At 48.7% G+C, this 17,595-nt stretch carries 18 protein-coding genes; 8 read left to right on the top strand and 10 right to left on the bottom strand.

Going from position 1 to position 17,595, the window contains the following annotated elements; translation table 11 throughout:
* The first annotated feature begins 114 nt into the window (after positions 1–114).
* On the top strand, positions 115–789 hold the full coding sequence (locus tag B9Y93_RS12325; RefSeq protein WP_085494725.1) for a GNAT family N-acetyltransferase: 675 nt from the start codon (positions 115–117) through the stop codon (positions 787–789).
* 74 nt (positions 790–863) lie between these two features.
* Positions 864–1,535, top strand: coding sequence for a GNAT family N-acetyltransferase (locus B9Y93_RS12320; protein WP_085494724.1), 672 nt, complete (start codon positions 864–866; stop codon positions 1,533–1,535).
* Between the two features lie 121 nt (positions 1,536–1,656).
* On the opposite strand, the gene B9Y93_RS12315 is transcribed toward B9Y93_RS12320, so the two are convergent.
* From B9Y93_RS12315 to B9Y93_RS12295, 5 genes are all read right to left on the bottom strand, one after another.
* A complete protein-coding gene (locus B9Y93_RS12315; RefSeq protein ID WP_342351859.1) occupies positions 1,657–2,403 on the bottom strand; it encodes a MerR family transcriptional regulator in 747 nt (248 codons plus the stop codon).
* 251 nt (positions 2,404–2,654) lie between these two features.
* Positions 2,655–3,098 (bottom strand): hypothetical protein, encoded by a 444-nt coding sequence (locus B9Y93_RS12310; RefSeq protein ID WP_085494723.1) that lies wholly within the window; start codon positions 3,096–3,098, stop codon positions 2,655–2,657.
* A 473-nt stretch (positions 3,099–3,571) separates the two neighbouring features.
* Positions 3,572–3,940 (bottom strand): hypothetical protein, encoded by a 369-nt coding sequence (locus B9Y93_RS12305; protein ID WP_244903404.1) that lies wholly within the window; start codon positions 3,938–3,940, stop codon positions 3,572–3,574.
* Positions 3,941–4,021: 81 nt separating this feature from the next.
* Complete coding sequence (locus B9Y93_RS12300) at positions 4,022–5,218, bottom strand: ParM/StbA family protein (RefSeq protein WP_085494721.1); 1,197 nt, start codon at positions 5,216–5,218, stop codon at positions 4,022–4,024.
* 192 nt (positions 5,219–5,410) lie between these two features.
* Positions 5,411–5,599, bottom strand: coding sequence for a hypothetical protein (locus B9Y93_RS12295; RefSeq protein WP_085494720.1), 189 nt, complete (start codon positions 5,597–5,599; stop codon positions 5,411–5,413).
* A gap of 460 nt (positions 5,600–6,059) precedes the next feature.
* Here B9Y93_RS12295 and B9Y93_RS12290 point away from each other — a divergent pair, with 460 nt between their 5' ends.
* The gene (locus B9Y93_RS12290; RefSeq protein WP_085494719.1) at positions 6,060–6,551 is read left to right on the top strand and encodes a DUF4912 domain-containing protein; all 492 of its coding nucleotides are present in this window, start codon (positions 6,060–6,062) and stop codon (positions 6,549–6,551) included.
* A gap of 213 nt (positions 6,552–6,764) precedes the next feature.
* Here the strand turns inward: B9Y93_RS12290 and B9Y93_RS12285 are convergent, their stop codons facing one another.
* Both B9Y93_RS12285 and rlmN read right to left on the bottom strand, forming a co-directional pair.
* Entirely contained in the window at positions 6,765–7,601 is an 837-nt protein-coding gene (locus B9Y93_RS12285) for a YitT family protein (RefSeq protein WP_085494718.1), read from the bottom strand.
* A 309-nt stretch (positions 7,602–7,910) separates the two neighbouring features.
* Positions 7,911–8,966, bottom strand: a complete 1,056-nt coding sequence (rlmN, locus tag B9Y93_RS12280; RefSeq protein WP_085494717.1) for a dual-specificity RNA methyltransferase RlmN — start codon at positions 8,964–8,966, stop codon at positions 7,911–7,913.
* A gap of 277 nt (positions 8,967–9,243) precedes the next feature.
* On the opposite strand from rlmN, the gene B9Y93_RS12270 reads away from it, so the two are divergent.
* Genes B9Y93_RS12270 through B9Y93_RS12250 form a run of 5 tightly spaced genes read left to right on the top strand, consistent with a single transcriptional unit; the run spans position 9,244 to position 13,096 of the window.
* Complete coding sequence (locus B9Y93_RS12270) at positions 9,244–10,266, top strand: helical backbone metal receptor (protein ID WP_085494715.1); 1,023 nt, start codon at positions 9,244–9,246, stop codon at positions 10,264–10,266.
* 15 nt (positions 10,267–10,281) lie between these two features.
* Positions 10,282–11,277 (top strand): FecCD family ABC transporter permease, encoded by a 996-nt coding sequence (locus B9Y93_RS12265; RefSeq protein ID WP_085494714.1) that lies wholly within the window; start codon positions 10,282–10,284, stop codon positions 11,275–11,277.
* A 1-nt stretch (position 11,278) separates the two neighbouring features.
* Positions 11,279–12,058, top strand: coding sequence for an ABC transporter ATP-binding protein (locus tag B9Y93_RS12260; protein ID WP_085494713.1), 780 nt, complete (start codon positions 11,279–11,281; stop codon positions 12,056–12,058).
* Between the two features lie 15 nt (positions 12,059–12,073).
* Entirely contained in the window at positions 12,074–12,583 is a 510-nt protein-coding gene (locus B9Y93_RS12255) for a HugZ family pyridoxamine 5'-phosphate oxidase (protein ID WP_085494712.1), read from the top strand.
* Positions 12,584–12,625: 42 nt separating this feature from the next.
* Positions 12,626–13,096: a DinB family protein gene (locus B9Y93_RS12250; protein WP_085494711.1), complete on the top strand. Its 471-nt coding sequence runs from the start codon at positions 12,626–12,628 to the stop codon at positions 13,094–13,096.
* Positions 13,097–13,257: 161 nt separating this feature from the next.
* Here B9Y93_RS12250 and B9Y93_RS12245 read toward each other — a convergent pair whose 3' ends face one another.
* From B9Y93_RS12245 to B9Y93_RS12235, 3 genes are all read right to left on the bottom strand, one after another.
* Positions 13,258–14,940: a BCCT family transporter gene (locus B9Y93_RS12245; RefSeq protein ID WP_085494710.1), complete on the bottom strand. Its 1,683-nt coding sequence runs from the start codon at positions 14,938–14,940 to the stop codon at positions 13,258–13,260.
* Between the two features lie 172 nt (positions 14,941–15,112).
* Positions 15,113–16,090 carry a ring-cleaving dioxygenase gene (locus tag B9Y93_RS12240; protein ID WP_085494709.1) on the bottom strand — a complete coding sequence of 326 codons (978 nt, stop codon included), beginning with the start codon at positions 16,088–16,090 and terminating at the stop codon, positions 15,113–15,115.
* A gap of 368 nt (positions 16,091–16,458) precedes the next feature.
* Positions 16,459–17,595 carry a glycerate kinase gene (locus tag B9Y93_RS12235; RefSeq protein WP_085494708.1) on the bottom strand — a complete coding sequence of 379 codons (1,137 nt, stop codon included), beginning with the start codon at positions 17,593–17,595 and terminating at the stop codon, positions 16,459–16,461.

Raw genomic sequence — 17,595 nt, 5'->3', positions numbered from 1 at the left:
ATGCTGGCATTCGTGCCAAGCCCAATCCAATAAAGCCCTCGTTCAGGGGGCTGCTATTGCAAAGATCATGGACCATGGCCCTATGCACTTGTTTGAACGTAAGGAGGGATTGCGCTGTACCACAAGTCATTATACGTATTTGATCAGCATCGCCCGATTCCAGCCCTTGTGCGCAATTATGAACCAGCAGACATTCCGGCATTGATCCAGATTCAGCAGGAGAGCTTCCCTCCGCCTTTCCCCCCCGAACTATGGTGGAACGAGGAGCAGCTGCATCATCATATTCGACTGTTTCCGGAGGGTGCGCTATGCATCGAGATCGACGGCCAGCTTGCAGGTTCCATGACCGCACTCCGAGTCGATGATTCGGCACGCGATGAGGACCATCCGTGGGAGAGCATCACAGATGCCGGCTACATTCGCAGCCATCGCCCGCAAGGAGGCACGCTGTATGTCGTGGATATTAGCGTTCGTCCTCGCTATCGCAAGCTTGGCATCGGCAAATGCCTTATGCAGGCGATGTACGACGTCGTGGTCCATCTCGGCTTGACGCGTCTCCTCGGCGGAGGGCGGATGCCGGGATACCATCTCTATGCAGGCGAGAGGACTGCAGAGCAATATTTGAATGCCGTTGTTGAAGGGGAGCTCAAGGACCCTGTCATTACCTTCCTGATGCGCTGTGGGCGAACGCCTGTTAGAGTAATTCCCCATTACTTGGAGGATGAGGAGTCTTGCCATTACGGGGCGTTGATGGAATGGAACAACCCCTTTGTATCCTCTGCACGGTAGGATGCATGAATGGATTCACCGTTTCTCCATTAATCACAAACATACGATTTGCATGAATGAGAGGAGCAAGCTGCATGAATTATCATCGCATTTCCCATATTGATGATCCGTTGTTCAAAAAGATGCATGAGCTGATGCAGGAGGTCTTTCCTCCAGAGGAAGTGCTGGAGTACAGCCTGTGGAAGGAGCCGCTGGAAGACCCGGGCATCCGCGTCTTTGTAGCAGAGGTTAACGGGGAAGTCGTAGGAGCGACTGAATATCGCTATTACGAGGACTTCAATGTAGCAATGACGGACTTCACTATAATCGGACGTCCGGGGCAAGGCATTGGCCGCTTCCTTGCACAGCAGCGACAAAAAGACTTGAATGCGCTGGCAATTGCCAATGGGAAGGTGTTATACGGCATGTTTGCCGAGATTTACGATCCCTATCAGGTGGACCACTACGAATTCGGCGGGGTGAAGCCGATGGACCCTTATGTGCGCCGTGAAGTGCTGTCTCACCTTGGCTATAAGCGTCTTGATTTCCGTTATGTTCATCCATCCTGGAATAATGATGGCGAAGCGGTATCAGGGCTTGATCTGTGCTTCATGCCAAGTGATGAGGAGCAAGCCGAGCTTGAAGCTGGCTTAATTGTTGCGTTCCTTAAACGCTACTACACCGTGCTGCCCAACAAGCCCGAAGCATGGAACGAGATGGTTAGGCAGCTGGAGCAGCAGGACAAGGTGGCCTTGCTTCCGCTCTAAGCGTTCAGGAATGCTCAAGTCCAGCGCTTGTACGCTTGCTATGTAATACGGGTGGACCCTGATCCGCAGGATCTGTCCACCCTCTTCTTCATGCTGCGAGTAAGCACCATCACTTCTAGTCTTATTCCGATGGATGCTTAGACTGATGCTTATCCGCATAGATGGCCATCCCGTCTCTCATGAACACGGACAAGCCCTCACCGAATTGATCAATATTTTTAGTAAAGCGCTCATCCTCCACATACATCTGGCCAAGACCTTTAAAGGCTTCCAGTGAGTAGCTGCCGAACTCATTCAGCAGTCTATACCATGCTTTAATTGCCGTTTGAGCCTCCTCGCTCTCTGGCGCAAGATGGCGCACTGCAGCTAGGTTCATGTACACCTCATTCATGCGGTCCTGCATCTCTTTGCCAAAAGCCTTTGCCTTCGCATTGGATTCGTCCACCGCTTGATCCCCCCAGCGCTCACGAGCCTCCTGCTCATATGGATTATGGCTGAAGTCAAAGCCTTGGAATTTCTCTTTATTTGACATCTTAATCTCACCTCTCGTGTGTTGAATCGTCCTCTGAACGGTAGCAATGACTTGATCCAGGCGTCTGCGCTTCTCCACAAGCATCTTATGATGCATCTCAAGCGCCTCCTGCCGATCGTAGGTCGGACGGTTCATGATCTCTTTAATCTTATTCAAAGGGAAGCCCAGTTCACGGAAGAACAGAATCTGCTGCAGCGTCTCAAGATTATCATCAGAATAGAGACGGTATCCGGATTCCGTCACCTCATCCGGAGATAATAGCCCGATCTCATCATAATGATGCAGTGTGCGCACACTGATGCCGACCAGATCCGCCACTTCCTTCACTTTCATCATGCTTATGCCCCCTTCACTGTTGACTATAAAGTATCACGTTACGTGAGAGTCAAGTATTAAATATCGAAATTTAGAATAGCCGAAACCTAGTTATTTTCTTTGACGACGCTACCTATACCTATCACATTCCATATAAATTTCTATTGCTAAATTAATTTTTTTATCAAAAAAATGCACCCATATCAACAAGGAGAGTTAGTTTCCTCATTGACATTGGGTGCATTTTACTTGTAGTTTATGTCCAAATTAAATTATTGTCCAATGACTGCAAAGTGATACGGTGTCGTCTCATTTGTTGAACCATACACTAATGCATAGTACGCTTTACCGCCTTGAACATTGAATGAAAATTCATTTGTTTGGTTGTATCCATTATATACAACTTTGGATGCAATTGGACTTGCGCTGCTTCCTGAATCTACCTGAGCCGCATCATAAATGTTTATAAAATATACTTGGTTGTCTGGTGGAAGAAAGAAAATACGTTGTTGTCCTGATAGATATGGTGTGAACTTGTACCAATCTTGATCACTTGGTCCAACATAACCGCTCTTGAATGTACCAGGACTAACAACAACCGCTTGATGAGGAAAATCATTCTGTGGATTTTCATGCACATCACCTGCAAAAGCAGCACTTGCAAATGTCAGACTAAGAATAGTAGTCAACAGAAGAGCCTTTACTGTCTTTTTCACCCTTTATCCTCCTATATAAGTATATTTTGGACTGCAATTCCATAATAATACAATCTATTACAAATGTATATACATATTATAAATATTTCATATTTTTATAACATTTCTGGAAAATAGAATATAGAAGCTACTTTGCTATTGTATAGCGAATAGCTTCTATACTTCATACTAAACTCTTATTTACTATTAAGTTACTAGACTTGCTTCAATATGAACAGCATTCAATAACCTTAAGAATCTGAACCATATGAATTGCATTCCATGTGACCAGCTTTCTTCAAAGCGACTTACCCTAAAATAAAGACTTATTAACGTTTTCACTAATTGAGCCACTTTAACTAATCAAAGAAAAACTAACATAAACCCGTCAAAAGTAGTGGTAGTGCTTGATATTACTTTATGCTCTTCAGCATTCCTTCGTAACACAAAGTATTACTAAATATGACTTAGTTGTACGCAGCACTACTTCAATATTACACCCAAGCCTCGATGTCCTCATCCGCGAGCTCCTCTTCCTCAGCTTCTGGCTCCTGAACAGCCTCCAAAGCCTCCTCTTCAGAGCTGTCTATCGAAGGCCTAGCCATCCCTGAAGCGGAAGAGTCTGCTGAACCAGCACGAGACACTTCGCTATCATTCGCAAAGCCATATTGGCCTTCCCGCCAGCCATTGCGCTCTGTTGGAACAACCGTTTGCAGGTTGCGCACCCCAAATTGGCAAATTTCACGTTCTATTAAATATCGCAACGAATCCATCAGATTGGATTGCGAATTAATCCAGTCCATGATCGCGGGGTCCTCATTTTTCTTCGTCTTGAGGCTGATGTTCTCCCCAGGCCGTTTCATTTTCTTCACATGCGCTCACCGCCTGCCGTCCAATGTCACCTTATACCGGTGCTTGTCCCAAGCTCTACTTCACAGACCGTCTTATACGGGCTGCAGCGCCTTATTCTTCAAGGCCTCATAGATCTTGCCGCGGACAAAGGCATCGAGCCCCATCGCGTTCAATTGGACCGCTTCACGTGCAGGAACATAGAGGAGCTTCATTTCCCGTTCGCTGCACAGCTCCTCAAGCGCAGGATAGAGAAGGGAGCGCATCAGAATGCTGCCGCCGCCATACACGCAGATGACATCGATCTCATTGCGCGCCTTCGTCAGCTGGCGCTTCACATGCTGCACGATCTGCTTCACTTGGCTATCCAGCGGCCGCTTAATCGTCTTGATGGCTCTCGCATGATACTTATGCTTAGGATTCTTCAGCACATCGCTGAAGAATTGGCGCGGGCTGTTCGGCAGATGAATAAGACGATTGAATTCCTCCAGCGCTTCCTCAATGGCATAACCTGCTCCATGGTGGCTGCCATGAACGAATTGGCGAAGGAACTTATTGCCTTCTGTGATCGGATATTCCGTTGATCCATCTCCAATATCGACATGAAGGATGCGCTTATCCTTGAAGTAAGAGCCGTTGAACTTCTTATCGAGCTGATAGGTCTCGACAAATTGCTCAAAAATATCGCCGTCTCGCCACTTGCCTTCATGATCTTTTTGCAGCGTGAAAATAACAGGGGTCGCTTCAGGAACAACTTTTGTGTAAGGGAACATAATACGGACGGATACGCGGCGCATGCCAAGATGCACCGTGACATGATGGGGGCCTTGCATAAATCGCTTTTCGAATCGAGCTGCCGTCTCATCTGTATGCTGCGTAACGGGGAGCGCAGTCACCATATCGACTTCAACCTCAATATCTTCTGGCAGCTTCTTCTCCTCCGTGTAAGCCTTCTGTACCGCAGCAGCAGCAATCTGCGCGAGGGTATTAATAATGGGAAGGTCCATCTCGCACTTCTGATCAATGCCAATCTGTAGATTGTCTAGAATCTCGCCGCTCTCAAGCGCGAATTGGCCTACATAATACATGCCCGGGCGGGCTGCTGGGGAATCTATCGTGGCCACGAGCTGATCCTGCAGATTCTTTACAAAGCTCTCCGGCATCTGCTCTTCGCTCCAAGGGAGCTCGTCCACCGTACAATTGACATTCGGCTGTTGAATCAACTGCCCATCGATAATCAGATCGTGCTCGCTATTACCATTATCATTGCCTACATAAAAGTGGTAGTTCATCAAAACTCCTCCTTCATATGTAAAAATATGACTTGGTAATACTTTGCCACACTTCGTGTTATCACACAATCTGCTGATAGACCTATACACAGCCCTGCAAGCAATGCCGTATGCCGTCGGAAAATGCTGAACCCACAAGATATAGCGCACTTGTCACTTTGAAGCTTCACTCCTAAGGCTGTGCATAAGGAATCACGACTGGCTTGGACGAAAGGACTTATACACTACACCGAATATAGCCGCTAGCATCGTCACGACCGTTGCAGCCCAAGTCACAACATGTTCTTCCTCAGGAATAACCATGACGAACACAAGAACCATCGATGCCAACAGCATGCCGCAAGTGACAAGCAGGAGTGTTCCTGCCAATACCTTCTCCATTGTGAACACCCCCCTCGTCTAGTTATCCTAGTGCACCTCAAGCTTCCCCTAACGCGAAGTGTGGCACCGCATCGGGCGGTCCATCACTATGGCCTCTGCGCTCATCATGCAGACAGCGTCGTCTTGTCTTCACCTGTCATCAGCAGCCTCAACGAGAAACAGCGGCTTGTCGTATTCGTCCACATAAGAAGTCCATTAAACCGATTATTCGCTTCTGATGCCCATCATAAACCATGAATGTTAAAGGATTGTTTATGGCATTTTAATCTTTTGAAAAGGCTTCCTGTTCCCCATATCCCTGTACTTCGCAACAAATTATCCTTCGTTTCTACAAAAGAAGAGCAATTCTACTTGCACGCTTCGGCAAACATATCCGTCATCATGCGATACACTATTCATTACAAATCTAAACGACGATCCTTTAATAGGTGTTGAAGTCAGAACTGGAGGTTTTACAGCTATGGATATTCAAAAAATCATCGAGGCATTGGATCAAAATGGGACAACCCATAAACCGCTCGATCGCATTGCGCTGTTTCCTTGTGATCACGAGGCGCTGCACGTATATTGGGAAATAACAAATGATCGACTGCTTAATATCAGCCGATCTTTAGAGCTTGATGCAGGGAGTCTCCACCGCGCCCTTCGAGTGTATGACATTACATGGGGCTCGCTCAGTGGAGCGGAGGCCACCAGCTACTGGGAACTGGTCGTGCCGGAGGACGCCACGAACTGGTTTATCGCTGATATTGAGCAGGGCCGCACCTATATCGTGGACTATGGAGTGATGACACCCGAGAATCGCTTTATGACGCTGCTAAGATCCAATTCTGTCTTTATTCCTTACGAGGAAGCAAGACATTGGCAGGAGCAGCACCCGATGAATCTTGGGCTGTTCCACGAGGAATATCCGGATGCCTCCTTCTTTGCTTCTTGCATACGACTTGCCTAGGGATCGGCATAGGGACGGTGCTGCTTCCTCTTCATTCATAACGTAATTGTCCATTGAACGGCATTCTCCTAGAGGCGCTCATGCCATCCAACTGCTACCACCGCTCCGATGCGTTGATGTCAACATGTTGAGAGCAGCATTACCCCCTTCCTCTTATCCAGCTCTACACAAAAAGCTCTCTGTTGAGATAGGCAGAGAGCTTTTGCGCACGTTCTATTTAGCTAATTCCATGAAGCCTTCCCCGAACACATCACGCACATCAAGAATCGTAATGAACGCATGCGGATCGACGGATTTTACAATTTTTTTCAGCTGACTGACCTCTTGCTTGCTGATGACAATGTATAGAATCTCCTGCGGGAGCTTCGTGTAGAACCCATGCCCATGAAGCACGGTCACACCGCGGTCCATCACCTGATTGACCTGCTCAGCGATCTGATTTTGCTCCTTCGATACGATCATGATTGCTTTCTTCGGATTAAGCCCCTCAATGATGAAGTCCATCACCTTCGTCGCAATAAACAGCATGACAATCGTGAACATTAAACTTTGCGCCCCAATAATAAAGTAAGAGCAGAAGACGACGATAAGATCGACCAGCAGCAGGGCATAGCTCACATTCCATTCCAAGTATTTGTGCAGAATGCGTGCAATGATGGTTGAACCGGCTGTGGTGCCGCCTACACGAATGATAAGACCCAAGCCTACACCGGAGAAAATGCCGCCGAAGATGGCATTAATGATCGGCTCATCAGAAGCAATTGTCCAACCAGCGGTCAAATGAAGAGCCAATGAATGAAGCAATACTGCAATGATCGTATAGATCGTCGTTTGTTTGTCCAAGAACTTATAACCAATAACGAGCAAGATAGCATTAAGAATCAAATTGACTAAGCTGGGCGACCATTGAAACAAATAGTACAAAATGATCGTAACGCCTGTTACGCCGCCTTCACCGAACTCATTAGGAATGACAAACAAATTGATTGCGAGCGCAAACAGTACGGCGCCAGCCAGAATCATAAACATGTCGGAGAACGTTTTCTTCATAAAAAACCCCTTCGCTTTCTGCCTGAAAATAAGTGATAATGCCCATGGTGTTCCTATCTTTCCACTTCTATACCCGAACTTATGAGAAATTGGGCCTGCGAGCATGCAAAAGGACGAGATCATGGGCAGTTACAGGCTTTCTCAACATGCTTCTTGCCGCATCATAAAGCAGCATTGGCGATGAGATATCAGGCCAAATCGATCAAAATCACAAAGAAAAGCGTACCCAGAGAGGGATACGCTGCCTTCTTTGCTCAGATGGAGCGGCTGTTTGCGCCTCATGCGCGATATCCGCCATCCTCTTTTCGATTAAGACTTCATCTGCTTGCTTCGAAGCTGCCCGCATGCAGCATCGATATCTGTTCCATGTTCCATTCTTCGCGTGCAGTTAATTCCATGTTGCTTCAAAATATCATAAAAAGCAAGCACGGATTCCTGTGAGCTCCGTTGATATTGGCTGTGTTCATCAACAGGATTGTAAGGAATCAAATTAACACTCAGCCGCTGGCTGCGATCTTTCAGCAGTTCCGCCAGCTCGCGAGCCTCTTTTTCATGGTCATTAATGCCTCGCAGCAGGATATATTCGAGCATAACGCGCCGCTTGGTCTTCTCCCAGTAATAATCAAGAGCTTCCATCAGCATCTCAATTGGATAAGCGCGATTGATCTTCATGATCTGAGTACGAAGCTCATTGTTGGGAGCATGAAGCGACAACGCCAGACTGACTGGTAGCTTAAGATCAGCAAAGTCCTTTATTTTGTCTGGCAGGCCGCTCGTCGATACCGTTACTCGCCGAGGTGCAATCGCCAGTCCCTTGTGATCGGTCATGATGCTAAGCACGCTTACCAGATTATCGAAGTTGTCGAATGGTTCGCCAATCCCCATTACCACGACATTCGTGACGAGCTCGCCTTCGCCCACTTGATCAAAATGGTGCTGAACCTTCATAATCTGCTCCATTATCTCGCCGCTGCTCAGGTCACGGCTCTTCTTCAAGAGGCCGCTCGCACAGAAGCTGCAGCCAATATTGCAGCCTACCTGAGTCGTAACACATACGGACAGACCAAACTTCTGGCGCATCAGCACGGTCTCGATAAGATTGCCGTCGCGAAGCCGGAACAAGAACTTGATCGTGCCGTCCAATGACTCCTGCTTCAGATGCTCTTCCAAGCTAAGAATGGTGAAGTGCTCCTCTAGCAGAGCAGCACAATCGGCATTCAACTCCGTCATCTCTTCAAATGCGCTCACCCGTTGGCGATAAAGGTATTCCCACACTTTCGCCGCTCTTGATTTCTTTTGTCCATGCGCTTCAAGCCATGCTATCAGTTGATCTATGGTCAGGCCATAAATGGATGGTTTATTCATGTATGTTCCTCATTTCAATGCATTTCCTTGGAGTGCCGAAGATGCAATAGCATCTTATATAGACAATCTGTACCTTATTGTCCCAAAACTTGACTGGGAACACAAGCGTGGAGTCGATATTTCCACGCCAGAAAGGAGAGGGAAAGCCATCCAGCTGCTCAAGCCAGAATCTTTCCATTTCTAAAAAAAATTCTCAAAAAACTAGTTGATAATGATTATCAATATCTATATAATGAGAATCGTTATCAGTAGATTATTCAAATTTGGGGGAATTCCAATGTGTCATAAAGGTGCGAAGCTCGCATGCATGTTCTTGATCTTATTATCTTTAGCAGCATGCAGCACAGCCAATTCAACGACTTCATTGTCCGAGGGAACCGGTCAGCAAGAAACGGCTTCTACGCCAGCAGCCAGTCAATCTTCATCCCAACCTGCTGGAGAGGCAGAGAATGCTGCTCCTGCTGTTCAAGTCGATGAAGCCAAGCTTCAAGAGCTTGCCAGCCAATTTAGCGAGGGTACCCCTGCCAAATCCATCACCCTTTCTGTATCCATCACCGAGCTGTTTGATGCCCTTAAGCTTGAACTGACTGGTGTACCGACAACGAAGAGCACACTGCCTGAGGCTTATACAGAAGTACCGCGTGTCGGTTCTTCCCATCAGCCCGATCTAGAGCAAATTGCGAAGCTTGAGCCCAGCATCGTGCTGGCGCCTGCATCGATTAAGGACAGCATCGATAAAATGCTGAAGCCTGCCGGCATCCCTGCAGCATATCTTCCTGCGGACTCGCTGGATGAGCTCAAGCTGTCCACAGCAGTGCTCGGCCGCGTGTACAACAAGGAAGAGCAGGCCACTCAAGTGCTTGAGGACTTTGCCAAGAAGGAAGCTGAAGCCATCGAAGCGTCCAAAGGCAAAGATGCTCCTAAGGTTATGATCTTATTTGGATCAGCCGAGTCCTTGATGGTGATGAATGACAATACCTTTGCAGGCAGCATCGCCCACAATCTAGGCGCAGCCAATGTATTATCGGATGTGCTGAAGCAGACCGAGACCTACGTGCCGCTCAATATGGAAAGCATCGTGACCGCTAATCCGGATGTCATTCTGCTCGTTGCTCACGGCGATCCCGCCGCTGTCGCTCAGAAGTTCGAGGAAGATGTGAAGAAGAACGGCGCATGGGAGAAGCTCGCAGCCTTCCAGAATGGGAAGCTGAAGACGCTGGACTATAACCTGTTTGGCATCGCCTCCCTCGTAAAAGCACCTGATGCTTATAAAGAAATGGCAAACATTCTGTACAACTAATTCGGAGGCAAAGATATGGCCAGCAAGCCAACAACGGAAAAAGCACTCCTGCTTGGCACCATCGCTGTGCTGCTCGTCATCTGCATCATCTTGGCGATCGGAATTGGCAGTGTGCGCTTCTTACCTTCCGAGACATGGACAACATTGATTGGCAAGGGAACAGATGCAGCCAACACCATCATCTGGGACATTCGAATTCCGCGTGTGCTGCTGGCGCTCCTGATAGGCGCGAATCTGGCCGCTTCAGGAGCACTGCTGCAGGCGGTCATGATGAATCCGCTAGCTGACCCTGGCTTAACGGGGGTCTCAAGCGGCGCCGCCGTAACCGTGCTGTTCATCATCCTTGTCATGCCGCAATATACGGGGCTCATCCCCCTGGCTGCCATTGCAGGCGGAACGGTGGCTGCCGCGATGGTTTATATTTGGGCGTGGAAGAAGGAGACCGGCATAACCCCGATACGCATCATTTTGTCTGGCGTGGCTGTCAATGCTGTCTTCGGCGGAGTCATTGGCCTGCTGTCCATCCTGTACAGCGACAAGCTGCCCGCAGCCCTTCAATGGATGAATGGGAGCTTGTCCGGCAAGAGCATGGCCGATGTATATGCGATCCTGCCCTATTCCGCAGCCGGCTGGATCATGGCGATTCTATGCATTCGCCAAGCTAATATTCTACGGCTTGGCGAACAGACCGCCCACAACCTGGGACAGAATTTGAATCGGGTGCGCTTCACCCTTTCCTTTGTGGCCGTCTTTCTAGCGGCAGTATCCGTAGCCAAGGTCGGACTCGTGGGATTCGTTGGCTTAATCGTTCCTCATATTGCTCGGATGGTGATCGGATCGGACTATAAGTACAGTCTGCCGCTCAGCCTCATGCTTGGCCCAGTCATCCTTATTATTGCGGATACAATCGGAAGATCGGTATTCAGTCCGCTTGAGATTCCGGCGGGCATCGTGATGGCGATGGCAGGAGGGCCGTATTTCCTCTATCTTATGCGCAAAGGAGGAGCATAGCATGCTTAAGATTCACTCTCTTCGCATGGAATTCAGGGAACGCGCTGTCGTTCAAGACTTCTCGCTTGAGGTGGAAGAAGGCGAGATCGTGTCCATCATCGGTCCAAACGGCTCTGGCAAGTCGACGATCCTAAAGGGAGTATCCGGCATGCTCCCTTGTGTCAGCGGCCAGGTCTGCATCGCGGACCAGCATCTTGCCCAAATGACAGCGAAGCATGTCTCGCAAGTGATGTGCATGCTCTGTCAGGCGAATATCAGTCCTGCGGATATGACCGTTCAGGAGCTTGTCGGCTATGGCCGCTCTCCACATAAGAAGTGGTATGAGCGCTTGGATCACAAGGACTATGAGATCATTGCATGGGCATTAGACAAAACCGGCATGACCGGTTATAAGGATAGACTGATGGCTTCTCTGTCTGGAGGAGAAGCGCAGCGAGCATGGCTCGCTATGGCTCTGGCACAGCGACCTAAGCTGCTGCTCCTTGATGAGCCGACAACGTATCTAGACATCGGACACCAGCTTGAAGTCCTTGGTCTGGTTCGCCAACTGAACCAAGAGCTTGGATTGACTGTCGTCATGGTGCTTCATGATCTTAATCATGCCAGCACTTACAGCGACAAGGTATGCGTGATCCAACAAGGCACCATCGAGCGCTACGGCAGACCAAGCGAAGTATTTACAGAAGAGCTCATTCGGCGTGTATACGGAGTGGAGACCGAGATCGATACACGAACGGACAGCGAGCACCCGCGCATTCATGTGCTGCACAAAATGAAATAGAAATGGGGAATGTGGATGAAGGCGATGGATCTAGAAACGATGAAATTTCAATATTTGGACTTTGCCAGCCGCTTGAAGACGGTAATGTTAAGCACCTTAGACGAGGAAGGCCAGCCCTTCATCTCCTATGCGCCCTTTGTGAACCAGAACGGGAAGTTCTATATCTATATCAGCAAGATTGCGAATCACTATCGTCATCTTGAAGCCAATTCCGCAGTGGATGTCATGCTGATCGAAGATGAAGCGAGCACGCCGAATCTATTTGCACGACAGCGCGCGCGCTTCATCTGCACTGCTTGCAATCTTGGCAACGATGGCCATGAAGAGGTATTTGCGCAATTCGATCGCCAGTTCAATAAGAACATGATGAATATGCTGAGATCCCTCGATTTCTCTTTGTTTGAATTGACTCCTTCCAAGGGAAGATATGTAGCCGGCTTCGGGCAAGCGTTCGATATTGATCTGACTGCCGATACGTTCTTGCATATCGCTAGAGACGGACATGGTCAATCCTCGGACAAATAATAGTTTGTTCTGATCGCTCAGCCATAATAGGAGGTTATTCGTATGCATACATGTCAAGCGATCATCCCCGTATGGGATGCGCTGCAGCTGAGATTCCACAAGACGGCCAAGGAGCTTGCCGAAGAAGAGCTGCCGCTTCGAATTGGGCCTGCATCCATCGGCTACATGCTTCGCCACAATGCCGAAGTGGAGTATATGTTTGCAGAATGGTTCTTCGAGCAGCCCATGCCCGCGGATCTTAAGCTTCTAACGAACCGAGGCGCTGCTGCAAGCGAGCATGCGTTCACGAATCATCAAGAGCTCATGCAGCTGCTTGAAGCCTCCTATACTCACCTTGTCGAGGGGATGAATCGCCTCTCCGAAGAAGCCTGGCATGAGCCGAAGAATTCCCCAATGGGCCCTTCTACCCCAATAGAAGCCATCGGCAGGCTCATGTATCATACCGGCATACATGCGGGTCAGATCTCATTAATCCGCAAGCATGCAGAGCGCGCTGTAGAATCTGAGTCCTAAGGCCCCCTTTCTTATGACGATTGTGACCAGCCGGCCTGCTTGCGGCAGCTAACCCATGATCCGTATAGCAGGCAGCTCCCTACTTCAATTGGGCTGCCTGCTATAAACGCAAAAAACGATTCCGAAGGCCCCCCTATCGTCCGCCTCGGAATCGTTTTTTGTTAATCGTTAGACTCCATATCGCTTATGCGCTGCTCAAGCTCAGCGAGTTCTTTCTTGCGCCGCAGCTCCATTGCATGCAGCTCTTCTTTTCGCTTAATCTCAATCTTGCGCTTCTCTTCCTTGATCTCATCCATAATGAGATGCTTCTGATGCTTATACGTTTGATGCTGCAGCTTCTTCAAGCGAGCCTTGTCGATATCCTCTTTCTCCTCACTGAGTGCCTTGATTAAGGAAAAGGTCATGAGTATCATAATGATGGAAAACGGCAAAGCAGCGATGATCATCGTATTCTGCAAAGCCTGCAGACCGCCGGAATACAAGAGCACAATCGCAATCAAAGACAGCATAATCCCCCATGTGAGCTTAATCTTCGTGGAAGGGTTAAGTGAGCCTGTCGATTGCATGCCCAGCACGAAAGTAGCCGAATCTCCAGAAGTGATGAAGAAAAAGGCGATTAAAATTATAGACAGCACAGAAGTAATCAGACTGAACGGCATATGCTCCAGTACGCCAAACAGCATCTGCTCCGTAGACAGCTGAGCAAGCTCCGCCACACCTGTCATCTCCATCTCGATGGCCGTTCCCCCAAGGAAGCTGAACCAGATGAAGCCGACGACAGACGGCACGAGGAGCACACCGATGGTGAATTCGCGAATGGTTCGGCCGCGAGAGACCCTTGCAATGAAGGTTCCGACAAACGGTGCCCATGCCATCCACCACGCCCAATAGAAGATCGTCCAGCTGTTAATCCAATTTCGATTCTCCTCGTTGAATGGTGAAATACGAAAGCTCATTTCCGGCAGGCGCTGGAGATACTTTCCGATCGTATCCGTAAATAGATTCAGGGAATATACCGTGGAACCAAAGAACATAAAGAACATGAGCAGCAGCAGTGCCAGAATCATGTTGGCATTGCTCAGAATCTTGATGCCCTTGTCCAGGCCGGTCGTAGCTGAGGTTAGATACACAATCGTCACTGCAAAAATAATAATAAGCTGCACCCAAAACGTATAGGGCACATTCCACAGATAGGTTAAGCCTCCGTTCATCTGTGCTGCGCCAAATCCAAGCGTGGTCGCAATCCCCGTAACGGTAGCAATGATAGCAATGATATCAATGACTTTCCCTTTCACCCCAGTTACATTCATAATCGGGGACAAGGTGGCACTGATCGTGCTGGGCGCATCCTTGCGGAACTTGAAGAAGGCCAGGCAGATGGCTACCAGCGCATAGATGCCCCATGCATGGATGCCCCAATGGAAAAATACATAGCGCATTGAATCCAATGCAGCCTGATTCGTGCCGACTTCTCCTGTCGGCGATTGAATGGCGTAATGAGAGATCGGTTCAGCTGTTCCCCAGAATAGAAGTCCCGTTCCCATCCCTGCGCTGAACAGCATAGCAAACCATGACATGTAGCTGAATTCAGGTTCGTCTGTCGGCTTGCCGAGCTTGATCTTGCCGTAAGGGCTGACGATGAGGTACAAGCATACAACTACAAACACGGAGACAATAATTAAGTAATACCATCCTAAGGAGGTTGTAATAAAGGATTGAATATTTGCCGTGAAGGATTCTAAAAATTGAGGGGCTCCTACACCAAGCACAATTAATGCGGCAAGGATACCAACGGTCCAATAGAAGACCGAACCGATTTGTTTCTTTTTTTGTTCATTGCTCATCTAGTTACCACCTTTTTTAAAGCTCTATACACTATACCCTAGCTTAAAATGAATTAAACGAAAAATGAGAATCTATTTTTTATAGAAAAAAATCCCACTCCTTTGGGGAAGAAATCCCTCCAGAATGGGATATTTGTTAGTATATCCAGCAATATTTTTCCTATAAAAAAATTTACTCCTTATTGAATTCCTTGGTGCTTCGCACGGTATCAATGTGACGGACCATCTTCTCGATCTCCGCACGCTTAGGTTCTAGGAATGGAGGCAAAGAAAGAATTTCACCCATCGTCTCATAAGACTCATCCCCCATGAATCCGGGACCGTCTGTAGCGAATTCAAATAGAATCTGCGGTGCCACACGAGCATAAAGCGACTCGAAGAAGTGACGATTCACATACCCCGAGGTCGGAAAGCCAAAGCTCTCCATGCGTTCAATCCATTCATTCAGCACGGCCCGATCCTTAACACGGAAGGCAGCGTGGTGAACCGTACCGAATCCTTGACGAGACTGTGGCAGCACATTGTTGGATTCAACGACAACTTGTGCCCCATTGCCGCCCTCGCCCACCTCAAACAGATGAAGATCCTTGTCTGAGGCAACCTCTTTGAACAACAGCACCTTCTCCATCATTTCTTTGAAAAATTCAAAATTCGAAGTGCGAATGAAGATCGGGCCCAAGCCTGTAATGGCATGCTCAAGAGGAATTGGCCCCTTCTGCCAAGGCGTACCTGAGGCTACGCCCTTGTTGAACTCATCGGAGATCAGCTGATACTGCTGATCGTCAAAGTCAACAAAGGACAATGTCTGCTTGCCGAATACCTCTTGAATACCGGTATGCTTCACATTCAAGCGGTCAAAGCGCTGCACCCAGTAATCCAGAGAAGCATCCGTCGGTACACGGAAGGACGTCTTATAGATCTCGTCATTGCCATGAGTTCCCTTCGGAATGCCAGGGAAGTCAAAGAAGGTCATATCGGTACCTGCATTGCCCCGATCATCGGCGAAGAAGAGATGATAGGTCTGAATATCGTCCTGATTGACAGTCTTCTTGACGAGACGCATGCCAAGGACATAGGTGAAAAATTCATAATTTTTCTCTGCGCTGCTGGTTATAGCTGTTACATGGTGAATTCCCTTTAATCCGTTCATAGTGGATTCCTCCTATTCATAGATGCCGACTCAGATGAAGAAGCTGCACCTTGTTGATGTATACCTTAAGATTCCCTGCCCTACAAGACTCACTCGATGAAAAGGAGCAGATCCTGCGGCGATTTACTTACAAATAAATTATCTTTAATTCGAGATAAATATATCACGCATATATCTTGAAGTCAAGAGATTCAGATTTGTAGAGCGTTAATCGCTGCTATCATGCGCTCCCCTACCGAGCGCCCCTGCAAGCATGAATATTTCATTTCGGCAAAAAAGCGATTGATCCCGGCATATCGCCAGTTAGACCAATCGCTTAACGTTATACTTCTTAAGTTCTTCTCAAGCCTCAACCAAGGCTGACACCATTATGACTTGCCGAAGCTTATCAGCGCCCCTACATTGCGTGCTGTGCGCTCCATATTAAGTGACGCATTCTGCAAGGCCTCCTCTATTGTGCATACGCCTGGCACAATAGAGAATATCATATCTATGCCATGCTCGTGTACGGCTTCTACACCTGTGCCAAGAGAGCCTGCAAGCGCAATGACCGGCACACCCGACAGCTTGGCTGTCTTGGCTACGCCTATCGGCGTCTTGCCGTATACGGTCTGGCTGTCCATTTGGCCTTCTCCTGTGAGTACGACATCTGCTCCCTGCAGCTTGTCCGCAAGACCTGTTGCTTCAATCACAATATCCACGCCGCTCTTTAGGGTTGCTTGTAGAAAAGCCATCACGCCTGCGCCAAGTCCGCCGGCTGCGCCTGCACCAGCCGTATCACGCACCTGCATGTTCAGATCCCGCTCGATGACATCTGCCAGATGACCAAGGCTTGCATCGAGCAGCTCCACCATATTAGGGGTGGCTCCTTTCTGCGGGCCGAAGATGGCAGAAGCTCCTCGCTTGCCAGTCAGCGGGTTGTCCACATCACAAGCCGCGACAACCTGAAGCTCTTGCAGCCTTGGATCTACACGGCTTGCATCGATTCGGCTGAGCTCGCTCAAGGCGCCGCCGCCATAACCAAGCTCGCTTCCATCCTCCCGAAGGAATTGGTATCCGAGTGCCTGTGCCATGCCCATTCCACCATCGTTCGTGGCACTGCCTCCGAGCCCCATGAGGATCGAGCTTACTCCTTGGTCCAAAGCATGAAGAATGAGCTCTCCGGTTCCCCGTGTCGTTGTGTGGAGTGGATTGCGTTCATGCTTAGGGACCAAGGCTAATCCAGATGCCGCTGCCATCTCAATCACAGCGGTGCGCCCATCTCCAAGAATGCCGTAGAAGGCTGTCACCTTATTGCCGAGCGGCCCTGTAACCTCACACTGTACCACACGGCCCCCTGTTGCATCGACGAGCGATTGCACGGTTCCTTCTCCACCGTCAGCCATCGGAACCTTCACGAATTGTGCATCGGGGAATACCGTTCGCAATCCGCGCTCCATGGCCTCACACGCTTCCCATGCTGTCATGCTCTCTTTGAATGAATCCGGAGCTAATACAAACTTCAT

Source organism: Paenibacillus aquistagni, from assembly GCF_900177815.1.
Lineage (GTDB): Bacteria > Bacillota > Bacilli > Paenibacillales > Paenibacillaceae > Paenibacillus_B > Paenibacillus_B aquistagni.
Note: the sequence above shows the minus strand (reverse complement) of the source record. Positions and strands in the feature narration are given on the sequence as shown.